At 64.7% G+C, this 9,960-nt stretch carries 9 protein-coding genes; 5 read left to right on the top strand and 4 right to left on the bottom strand.

Going from position 1 to position 9,960, the window contains the following annotated elements:
• Positions 1-178 precede the first annotated feature (178 nt).
• Genes thrC through FKP22_RS11775 form a run of 3 tightly spaced genes read right to left on the bottom strand, consistent with a single transcriptional unit; the run spans position 179 to position 4,161 of the window.
• Positions 179-1,585, bottom strand: coding sequence for a threonine synthase (gene thrC / locus FKP22_RS11785; protein WP_141287689.1), 1,407 nt, complete (start codon positions 1,583-1,585; stop codon positions 179-181).
• 14 nt (positions 1,586-1,599) lie between these two features.
• A complete protein-coding gene (locus FKP22_RS11780; RefSeq protein WP_141287688.1) occupies positions 1,600-2,910 on the bottom strand; it encodes a homoserine dehydrogenase in 1,311 nt (436 codons plus the stop codon).
• Between the two features lie 24 nt (positions 2,911-2,934).
• Positions 2,935-4,161 (bottom strand): pyridoxal phosphate-dependent aminotransferase, encoded by a 1,227-nt coding sequence (locus FKP22_RS11775; RefSeq protein ID WP_141287687.1) that lies wholly within the window; start codon positions 4,159-4,161, stop codon positions 2,935-2,937.
• A 171-nt stretch (positions 4,162-4,332) separates the two neighbouring features.
• On the opposite strand from FKP22_RS11775, the gene FKP22_RS11770 reads away from it, so the two are divergent.
• From FKP22_RS11770 to moaA, 5 genes are all read left to right on the top strand, one after another.
• Positions 4,333-4,713 carry an Mth938-like domain-containing protein gene (locus FKP22_RS11770; protein ID WP_141287686.1) on the top strand — a complete coding sequence of 127 codons (381 nt, stop codon included), beginning with the start codon at positions 4,333-4,335 and terminating at the stop codon, positions 4,711-4,713.
• A gap of 120 nt (positions 4,714-4,833) precedes the next feature.
• Positions 4,834-5,310, top strand: a complete 477-nt coding sequence (locus FKP22_RS11765; protein ID WP_141287685.1) for a peroxiredoxin — start codon at positions 4,834-4,836, stop codon at positions 5,308-5,310.
• Between the two features lie 155 nt (positions 5,311-5,465).
• Positions 5,466-7,121, top strand: coding sequence for a PhoH family protein (locus FKP22_RS11760; protein WP_141287684.1), 1,656 nt, complete (start codon positions 5,466-5,468; stop codon positions 7,119-7,121).
• A 387-nt stretch (positions 7,122-7,508) separates the two neighbouring features.
• A complete protein-coding gene (locus FKP22_RS11755) occupies positions 7,509-8,015 on the top strand; it encodes a C40 family peptidase (protein ID WP_375140575.1) in 507 nt (168 codons plus the stop codon).
• A 122-nt stretch (positions 8,016-8,137) separates the two neighbouring features.
• On the top strand, positions 8,138-9,256 hold the full coding sequence (moaA, locus tag FKP22_RS11750) for a GTP 3',8-cyclase MoaA (protein WP_141287682.1): 1,119 nt from the start codon (positions 8,138-8,140) through the stop codon (positions 9,254-9,256).
• Positions 9,257-9,355: 99 nt separating this feature from the next.
• Here moaA and rnhA read toward each other — a convergent pair whose 3' ends face one another.
• The gene (rnhA, locus tag FKP22_RS11745; protein WP_141287681.1) at positions 9,356-9,793 is read right to left on the bottom strand and encodes a ribonuclease HI; all 438 of its coding nucleotides are present in this window, start codon (positions 9,791-9,793) and stop codon (positions 9,356-9,358) included.
• Positions 9,794-9,960: the final 167 nt, after the last annotated feature.

Raw genomic sequence — 9,960 nt, 5'->3', positions numbered from 1 at the left:
GCGGGCGGCACGTCCAGCGTGGACTGCACCGGCGAGGCCAGCACACGGCCCAGCGCCTGCGCGGTCGGCACGGCTTCCTGCGCCTGCAGGCGGTGCTGGGCCGCAGCAGACGTGAGGCGCTGCAGCGCCTCGTCCAGGGTCATCATCGGCGGGTGGGCAGCGGTGGTGCTCATGGCGGTCAGGCGCAATGCTGCTCGATGAGGGACTTGACTGCGGCAACGTCGGGCTTCATCACGCTGAAGCGCTTGGGCAGCAGTTCGATGTCGGCCAAGGCCGCGGGCCGGCTCGGCTCCCGGCCCAGCGCTTCGCGGATGGTCTCGGCGAACTTGGCCGGCAGCGCGGTCTCCAGCACGATCATCGGCACGCCGGCTTCGACGTGCTCGGCAGCGACCTTCACGCCATCGGCCGTGTGCGGGTCGATCATGTCGTGGTGCTGCTGCCAGGTGGCACGGATGGTCGCCACGCGGTCGGCATGCGTGCTCTTGCCGGAGACAAATCCGAACTCGGCGAAGCGGGCTTTTTCTGCGGCCGACAGCGTGAAGCTGCCTTCGCGGAACAGCGTGCGGGTGCGCTCTGCCGCTCCTGCGTCATGGCCCAGCAGGTCGAAGATGAAGCGCTCGAAGTTCGAGGCCTTGGAAATGTCCATTGACGGGCTGCTGGTCTCGTAGGTGTCTGCGCTGCCACGCACCCGGTAGGTGCCGGTGCGGAAGAACTCGTCCAGCACATCGTTCTCGTTGGTGGCCACGACCAGCTGCTTGATCGGCAGGCCCATCATGCGGGCGACGTGGCCGGCGCAGACGTTGCCGAAATTGCCCGAGGGCACGGCAAAGCTGACCTGCTCGCTGTCCTGCTTCGTCGCTTGAAAGTACCCGGCGAAATAGTAGACGACCTGCGCCAGCAGGCGCGCCCAGTTGATCGAGTTGACGGTGCCGATCTTGTGCTGGCGCTTGAAGGCCAGGTCGTTCGACACGGCCTTGACGATGTCCTGCGCATCGTCGAACACGCCCTCCACGGCGATGTTGTGGATGTTCTCGTCCTGCAGGCTGAACATCTGCGCCTGCTGGAACGGGCTCATGCGGCCATGTGGGCTGAGCATGAAGACGCGCACGCCGCGCTTGCCGCGCATCGCGTATTCGGCCGCGCTGCCGGTGTCGCCCGAGGTGGCGCCGAGGATGTTGAGCTGTTCGCCGCGGCGCGCCAGTTCGTACTCGAACAGGTTGCCCAGCAGTTGCATCGCCATGTCCTTGAAGGCCAGCGTCGGGCCGTTGGACAGGGCTTCGATCTGCAGCCCGCTGTCGCCCAACGCGCGCAGCGGCACGATGGCTTCGCTGCCAAACACGGCGGGGGTGTAGGTCTTGTGGACCAAGGCTTTCAGGTCGGCGGCGGGAATGTCGTCGATGTAGAGCGACAGGATCTCGAAGGCCAGTTCTGCATACGACAGGCCGCGCCAGCGCGCCAGCGTCGTGCTGTCGACCTTCGGGTAGACGACAGGCAGGTAGAGCCCGCCATCGGGCGCCAGGCCTTCGAGCAGGATCTCGCAGAAGCGGCGCTCGGTCTTGTCGCCACGGGTGCTGATGTAAAGCATGGGCGTTGTCCGGCTCAGGCGAGCTCTTCCTTGCGGATGCTGACGATGGGCCCCAGCACGGTGGGCAGGGCCTGCATCTGCGCCAGCGCGGCGCGCATGCGGCCTTCCAGCGTGTCGTGCGTCAGGATGATCAGGTCGGTCTGCTTCTCGCCTTCGTTGGACTCCCGCTGCAGCACGGCATCGATGGACAGGTTGTGCTCGGCCAGGATGGTGGTGATGCTGGACAGCACGCCCGGCTCGTCGGCCACACGCAGGCGCAGGTAGAACGAGGTCTGCACTTCGCTCAGCGGCAGGATGGGCGTGTCGGCCAGCGCGTCCGGCTGGAAGGCCAGGTGCGGCACGCGGTGGTCCGGGTCGGCGGTGTGCAGGCGGGTGATGTCGACCAGGTCGGCCACCACGGCCGAAGCGGTGGGTTCGGCGCCTGCGCCCTTGCCGTAATACAGCGTGGTGCCGACGGCATCGCCCTGCACCACCACGGCGTTCATCGCGCCTTCGACGTTGGCGATCAGGCGCTTGGCCGGCACCAGCGTGGGGTGCACCCGCAATTCAATCCCGCTGTCACGCCGGCGCGTGATGCCCAGCAGCTTGATGCGGTAGCCGAGCTGTTCGGCGTAGCGGATGTCGGTCGCCTGCAGCTGGGTGATGCCTTCGATGTGGGCCTTGGCGAACTGCACTGGCACGCCGAACGCGATGGCGCTCATGATGGTCAGCTTGTGCGCGGCGTCCACGCCTTCGATGTCGAAGGTCGGGTCGGCTTCGGCATAGCCCAGGCGCTGGGCTTCCTTCAGCACGGTGGCGAAGTCCAACCCCTTGTCGCGCATCTCGCTGAGGATGAAGTTCGTCGTGCCGTTGATGATGCCGGCGATCCATTCGATGCGGTTGCCGGTCAGGCCCTCGCGCAGCGCCTTGATGATGGGAATGCCGCCGGCGACAGCAGCCTCGAAGCCGACCATCACGCCCTTGGCATGCGCAGCGGCGAAGATCTCCGTGCCGTGCACCGCCAGCAGCGCCTTGTTGGCCGTGACCACGTGCTTGCCGGCGGCAATGGCTTCGAGCACCAGTTCCTTGGCCAGCGTGGTGCCGCCAACCAGCTCGATGACGATGTCGATGGCCGGGTTGGCAATGATGTCGCGCGCATTGGCGACGACCTCGGCCTTGTCGCCGACGATGGCGCGGGCCTGGTCCAGGTTGCGCCGGTTGACGGCGACCAGCTCGATGCCACGGCCGGCCCGGCGACGAATCTCTTCCTGGTTGCGGGAGAGCACGTGGAAGACGCCGGCACCGACGGTGCCCAGGCCAATCAGGCCAACCTGGATGGGTTTCATGAAAACAATGCTCGTGGAAAAAACTCAGGCGGAATGTCGCTTGCGATAGCCGTCAAGGAAGCGGGCGATGCGGCCCACGGCTTCGGTGAGGTCGTCGGTGTTGGGCAGGAAGACGACGCGGAAATGGTCCGGCGCGATCCAGTTGAAACCGGTGCCCTGTACGATCAGCACCTTTTCCTCGGCCAGCAGTTCGTAGGCGAACTGCTGGTCGTCGGCGATGGGGTACAGCTTCGGGTCCAGTCGCGGGAACATGTAGAGCGCAGCCTTGGGCTTGACGACACTGACGCCCGGGATCTGGGTCAGCAGTTCGTAGGCCAGGTCGCGTTGGCGTGCCAGCCGGCCGCCAGGCGCCACCAGGTCCTTGATGCTCTGATAGCCGCCGAGTGCGGTCTGGATCGCGAGCTGGCCAGGCGTGTTGGCGCAAAGGCGCATGGAGGCCAGCATGTTCAGGCCCTCGATGTAGTCCTTGGCGCGCTTCTTGTTGCCCGAGACGATCATCCAGCCAGCCCGGTAGCCGCAGGAACGGTAGTTCTTGCTCAGGCCGTTGAAGGTCAGGAACAGCACGTCGTCGGCCAGCGAGGCGATGCTGGTGTGCGTGGCGCCGTCGTACAAGGTCTTGTCGTAGATCTCGTCGGAGAAGACGACCAGCTCGTGCTCGCGCGCGATGTCGACCATGCCTTGCAGGATCTCGTCGGGATAGAGCGCACCGGTGGGATTGTTGGGGTTGATCAGCACCAGCGCCTTGGTGCGCGGCGTGATCTTGGCGCGCATGTCGGCCAGGTCCGGCAGCCAGCCAGAGCCTTCGTCGCAGTGATAGTGCACCGGCGTGCCACCCGAGAGCGACACCACTGCGGTGTAGAGCGGATAGTCGGGCGACGGGATCAGCACTTCGTCGCCACTGTCCAGCAGCGCGTTCATGCTCATCGAGATCAGTTCGGAGGCGCCATTGCCGAGGTAGACATCGTCCACCGTGACGCCGGCGATCTTCTTTTCCTGGCAGTAGTGCACCACCGCCTTGCGCGGCGCAAACAGGCCTTTGGAATCGGTGTACCCGGCGGCATTGGGCAGGTTGCGGATCATGTCCTGCACGATCTCGTCGGGCGGCTCCAGGCCAAACGCGGCCACGTTGCCAATGTTCAGCTTGATGATCTTGTGGCCCTCTTCCTCCATCTGCCTGGCTTTGTCCAGCACAGGGCCACGGATGTCGTAGCCAACGTTGGCGAGCTTGCTGGACTTGGCAATCGGTTTCAAACCGTTGTCTCCTGTGGGAAACCTATAATTTAACCATAGACACCCTGTGAAAAGGCCTGTTCCGAGGCCTTCGCAACAAGCGAAGCCAAGCCTGCCGAAACACGTAGCCGCAGCCCACGCTGCCATCTGCCGCTGGCCGCTCAGGTCACCCCAACGCCCAAAGGAAGTCGATTGAAATTCCAGCCCGATCAACTCGAAGGCGTGAATGCCATCTCCCGGCTTGATGCCGACCGCCTGTGGGTGCACCAGACGCCGTTCACGCACAGCGTGCTGGTGCCCTGGCACGGCGAAGTCCAGCCCTGGCATGCCAACTCGCCGGCCGAACTGACCGCTGCGCACTTCGAGCAGATCCTGACGCTGCAGCCCGAACTGGTGATCTTCGGCAGCGGGCCCAAGCTGTCGTTTGTCCCGCCGCAGCTGTACCGCGCGCTGATCGAGCGGCGCATCGGAATCGAAACCATGGACACCGGCGCCGCCTGCCGCACCTACAACGTGCTGGTCAACGAGGGCCGCAAGGTGGTGGGCGCAATCCTGTTGGCGCCGGCCGCCTGAAGCTCGATTCAGGGCTGACCCCGAGACATTCTGGTGCGAGCCGGAGCCAGGAATATGTCCGCTTCAATCTATAATGTCGAGTGATGCCTCCCGGGGCGCCCGCTAGAAGACACGATCCTCATGACGCCAGCCCTCAATAAACATCTTCCGGAAATTGAAGCGCAAGCCACCGGCGGTGTGAAGTTCACCCCGCAGGCGTTTCACGGTCGGGCCGTGGTCCTGTATTTCTATCCCAAGGACAACACGCCCGGTTGCACGACCGAAGCCATGCAGTTCCGCGACCAGCACAAGGAATTTGTCAAGGCTGGTGCGGTTGTATTTGGTGTGTCGCGCGACAACATGGCTTCGCACGACAAGTTCAAGCAAAACCTTGAATTGCCCTTCGAGCTGATTGCAGACACCGAAGAAAAGCTGTGCCACATGTTTGGCGTGGTCAAGAACAAGATCATGTATGGGAAGAAGGTCAAGGGCATTGAACGCTCCACCTTCCTGATCGACGAAAAAGGCGTGCTGCGCGCCGAGTGGCGCGGCATCAAGGTCGCGGGCCACGTGGACGAAGTACTGAAGGCGCTGAAGGAACTGAAAACAGCAGCCTGAAAGCCAGCGGCGCAAGCCGCTTTCCAGGGCCGGCGAGTTGTGCATAATGGGTTCATGCCCGAGATCAACGCGTCGCGCATCCAGCCAAAAGCCGCACAGCTTCCTGTGCGGCTTTTTTGTTTCTGAACCTGCTTTCGATCCAATCACCGCTGTCCATGCCTCTGCCCAAGCCCCCTGCCTCTCGCGCATCCTTCCTCCCCGCTGCCGCTTACGACACCCAGGCAGCACCCAAGCCCTCCCGCCAGCCCACCAAGGCCGCCGCACCGGCGGCCGACGAACGCACGCCAGCACTCGAACTGCGCGCCGACCCGGCGCCGGTTGCCGCCGCGCCCACCGGCATGCCCACGAAGGCCGCGGCCAAGAAGAGCACCGCCCCGGCTCGCCCGGCGGCCCAATCCAAACCCCGCAAGCCGCGCCACACCGGCCCGGCCAAGCTGTTCGTGCTGGACACCAACGTGCTGATGCACGACCCGATGTCGATCTACCGCTTCGACGAGCACGACATCTACCTGCCGATGATCACGCTCGAAGAGCTCGACGGCCACAAGAAGGGCATGAGCGAGGTCTCGCGCAACGTGCGCCAGGTCAGCCGCGAGCTCGATGCGCTGGCCGGCGACAGCCTGGACCCGGCTGCAGGTGTGCCGCTGGCCAAGACCGGCCACCGCGAAGCCGGCGGCAAGCTGTTCTTCCAGACCACCTTCCTGGACGCCAAACTGCCGGCCGGCCTGCCGCAGGGCAAGGCCGACAACCAGATCCTGGGTGTGGTGCAGTCGCTGCGCGAGCAGCACAGCAAGGAGCGCGAGGTCGTGCTGGTGTCCAAGGACATCAACATGCGCATCAAGGCCCGTGCGATGGGCCTGGCTGCCGAGGACTATTTCAACGACAAGACGCTGGAAGACGGCGACCTGCTCTACACCGGCGTGATGGCCTTGCCGGCGGACTTCTGGGAGCGCCATGGCAAGACCATGGAAAGCTGGAACCAGGGCGGCCACACCTTCTACCGCATCAGCGGCCCGCTGGTGCCGGTGCTGATGGTCAACCAGTTTGTCTTCCTGGAAGTGCCGGGCGAAGCGCCGCTGTACGCGCGCGTCAACGAGATCACCGGCAAGACGGCCGTGCTGAAGACGCTGCGCGACTACACGCATGCCAAAAACTCGATCTGGGGCGTGACTGCACGCAACCGCGAGCAGAACTTTGCGCTGAACCTGCTGATGGACCCGGAGTGCGACTTCATCACACTGACCGGCACCGCAGGCACCGGCAAGACGCTGATGACGCTGGCCGCGGGCTTGAGCCAGGTGATGGAAGACCGCCGCTACACCGAGATCATCGTGACCAGGGTCACCGTGCCTGTGGGTGAAGACATTGGCTTCCTGCCCGGCAACGAGGAAGAAAAGATGGGCCCATGGATGGGCGCACTGGACGACAACCTGGAAGTGCTGGCCAAGAGCGACAACTCGGCCGGCGAATGGGGCCGCGCCGCGACCAACGACCTGGTGCGCTCGAAGATCAAGATCAAGAGCCTGAACTTCATGCGCGGCCGCACCTTCCTGAACAAGTTCGTCATCATCGACGAGGCGCAGAACCTGACGCCCAAGCAGATGAAGACCTTGATCACCCGCGCGGGCCCGGGCACCAAGATCGTCTGCCTGGGCAACCTGGCACAGATCGACACGCCTTACCTCACCGAAGGCTCGTCCGGCCTGACCTTCGCAGTCGACCGCTTCAAGGGCTGGCCGCACTCGGGCCACATCACGCTGGCCCGAGGCGAACGCTCGCGCCTGGCGGACTTTGCCTCCGAGGTGCTCTAACACACCGCTGAAGCCGGTCGGCACCCGGGTAAACCGGGCTCACATTCAAAACGGGGCCGATCGACCCCGTTTTGCTGTGCAGTGCAGCAAAAACATGACTTCATCTGCCAACCCCAGGTCCACGAGTCAACAAGGCATTGGTGACAAAAAGCTGCGGCAATCTGTGCTAAGGGTTTGTCAGGCATGATTTTTCCTGGCTTTTTCGGCTTGACACCCCTAGCTTGCTTGTCTATTCTTGCCCGCGTGCATTCTCCTGAGTTCCCCGCTGGCCGGGTCAGCCAGCCGAGTCCCCGACTCGTCTTGTTGTGCTTGTTTTCGCTGCTGATGCTGCTCTTTGCGAGCCAGGCAGTCCAAGCCGCCCCTGACGCCGCCAATCCTGATCCTGTCATGCGCTTGCTGGAAGAGCGCGGCATGCTGCCGGTCGTTGGCAGCAATGGCGAACACTCCTTGCTCTCGCAGGTGCGCGACACAGCATCCGACTTGGTGCTGTCGGCCATGAACTTCATTGGCGTGCGCTACCGCCGCGGCGGCACCTCCGCCGAAGAAGGCTTCGACTGCTCTGGCTTCACCCGCCACATTTTCGAGAACAGCATCGGCCTGGTGCTGCCGCGCCGTGCAGACGAACAAGCCCGCGCCCCAGGCCTGCTGGCCGTCAAGGAATCGGACCTGAAGCCAGGCGACTTGGTGTTCTTCAATACCTTGCGCCATGCGTTCTCGCACGTCGGCATTTACGTGGGCGACGGCAAGTTCATTCATTCTCCGCGCGCTGGCGGCGAGGTGCGGGTCGAGGACATGCACTACTCCTACTGGGCCAAACGCTTCAATGGCGCGCGTCGTGTGCCGCAGATCGGCGCGGCCGAGCCGGTCACGGTGGCCCCCACCGACCGCCACTGAGCCACCCTCGCTCATCCAAGACCGCCCAGGCCCGCAGATGCGGGCCTTTCTTTGTCTTCATCGCTTCCAGCGCGATGCCCCTCGCAGCCGCCGACCTTGCAATGCACGGGCACAATGAGACGATGTCCAAACGCGTGATTCCTGTGGCCGACTGGCGCGACCTGGCGCCACCTGCCGTGGTGCCCGTCGCCGCGGCTTCACATGGCTTGGTGCTGGACAGCCTGCAGCGCCCGCTGCGCGACCTGCGCATCTCGGTCACCGACCGTTGCAATTTCCGCTGCAGCTACTGCATGCCGCGCGAAGTCTTTGATTCGCGCTACCAATTCCTGCCGCATGAAGCGCTGCTGAGCTTTGAAGAGATCTCGCGGCTGGCGCGGCAGTTCGCTTTGCTGGGCGTGCGCAAGCTGCGGCTGACCGGAGGCGAGCCACTGCTGCGCAAGCACCTGGAAAACCTGGTGGGGCAACTGGCCGAGTTACGCAGCCCGGACGGCCAGCCCCTGGACATCACGCTCACGACCAATGGCTCGCTGCTGGCCCGCAAGGCGCAAGCCCTGCGCGACGCCGGCCTGCGCCGCGTCACCGTCAGCCTGGACGCACTGGACGACGGCGTGTTCCAGCGCATGAATGACGTGGGCTTTCCCGTGGCCGATGTGCTGCACGGCATCGACACCGCACTGGCCACCGGCCTGGGACCGATTAAGGTCAACATGGTGGTCAAGCGCGGCGTCAACGACCACCAGGTCGTGCCGATGGCCCGCCACATGCGTGAGCACTACGGCCCGCTGGTCACGCTGCGCTTCATCGAGTTCATGGACGTGGGTGCCACCAACCGCTGGCAGCTGGACGAAGTGCTGCCCTCGGCCGAACTGCTGACACGGCTGTCGGCACACTGGTCGCTGCAGCCGCTGCCCGCCAGCGCGCCCGGCGAAACCGCGCAGCGCTGGGCCTATGCCGACGGCCGCGGCGAAATCGGCCTGATCTCCAGCGTCAGCCAGGCATTTTGCGGCGATTGCAACCGCGCCAGGCTGTCGACCGAAGGCAAGCTCTACCTCTGCCTGTTCGCCAGCCGCGGGTACGATCTGCGGCAATTGCTGCGCGAAGGCGCTGCCGACGCGGCACTTGCCGAGCGCATCCAGGCGATCTGGCAAGGCCGCAATGACCGCTATTCGGAGCTTCGAGCGCTGAACAGCACCGACTCAGAAGCGGAACGCCGCGTCGAGATGCACTACATCGGTGGCTGAATGGAACCCCACCCGCCAAGCGGGCCGTCATCCGGCTTGGGGCGGCCCTGCGCTCGGCTGATGCCGCCCTGTTCTACCTCTTCGCGGAACCACCCCGACTCAGCTTGACGACGAGGTCACGCCGCGGTTGGCCAGCGCGTCGGCGCGCTCGTTGCCTGGGTCGCCTGCGTGGCCCTTGACCCAGTGCCAGGTCACGTCGTGTTGCAGCACTTGCGCTTCCAGTGCCTGCCAGAGCTCGACGTTCTTGACCGGCTTGCCGTCGGCCGTGCGCCAGCCGCGTTTTTTCCAGCCGTGGATCCAGGTCATGATGCCGTTGCGCACGTATTCGCTGTCGGTGTAGATGGCCACCGTGCAGCGCCGCTTCAGCGTGCTCAGCGCCTGGATCACCGCGGTCAGTTCCATGCGGTTGTTGGTGGTCAGCTTCTCGCCGCCCCAGAGTTCTTTTTCATGCTCGCCGGCACGCAGCCAGGCGCCCCAGCCGCCCGGGCCCGGGTTGCCTTTGCAGGCACCGTCGGTGTAGATCGTCACATCGCTCATGTCTTGTTTCTTCAGGAAGGTCGCCGCGGGTCGCTGGCCCGGCCCTGCCGGTTGGCCACGGCCGCGGGCGCGGCCTGCTTGGCCTTGCGTTCGTTGCGCGCCAGGCCGATCAGGCGCATGCCGCGCACCCGCTTGACCGCCACGACAAAGTAGACGGCGCCCAGGAC

Source organism: Ideonella azotifigens (assembly GCF_006519715.1).
GTDB classification, from domain to species: domain Bacteria; phylum Pseudomonadota; class Gammaproteobacteria; order Burkholderiales; family Burkholderiaceae_C; genus Ideonella; species Ideonella azotifigens.
This window is presented reverse-complemented; position numbering and strand designations above follow the sequence as displayed.

Excerpts from the sequence above, each read along its gene's own strand:
- FKP22_RS11780 (WP_141287688.1), bottom strand. The coding sequence starts at position 2,910 with ATGAAACCCATCCAGGTTGGCCTGATTGGCCTGGGCACCGTCGGTGCC.
- FKP22_RS11760 (WP_141287684.1), top strand. The coding sequence starts at position 5,466 with ATGCCTCTGCCCAAGCCCCCTGCCTCTCGCGCATCCTTCCTCCCCGCT.
- FKP22_RS11765 (WP_141287685.1), top strand. The coding sequence starts at position 4,834 with ATGACGCCAGCCCTCAATAAACATCTTCCGGAAATTGAAGCGCAAGCC.
- moaA (WP_141287682.1), top strand. The coding sequence starts at position 8,138 with ATGTCCAAACGCGTGATTCCTGTGGCCGACTGGCGCGACCTGGCGCCA.
- FKP22_RS11755 (WP_375140575.1), top strand. The coding sequence starts at position 7,509 with ATGCGCTTGCTGGAAGAGCGCGGCATGCTGCCGGTCGTTGGCAGCAAT.
- rnhA (WP_141287681.1), bottom strand. The coding sequence starts at position 9,793 with ATGAGCGATGTGACGATCTACACCGACGGTGCCTGCAAAGGCAACCCG.
- thrC (WP_141287689.1), bottom strand. The coding sequence starts at position 1,585 with ATGCTTTACATCAGCACCCGTGGCGACAAGACCGAGCGCCGCTTCTGC.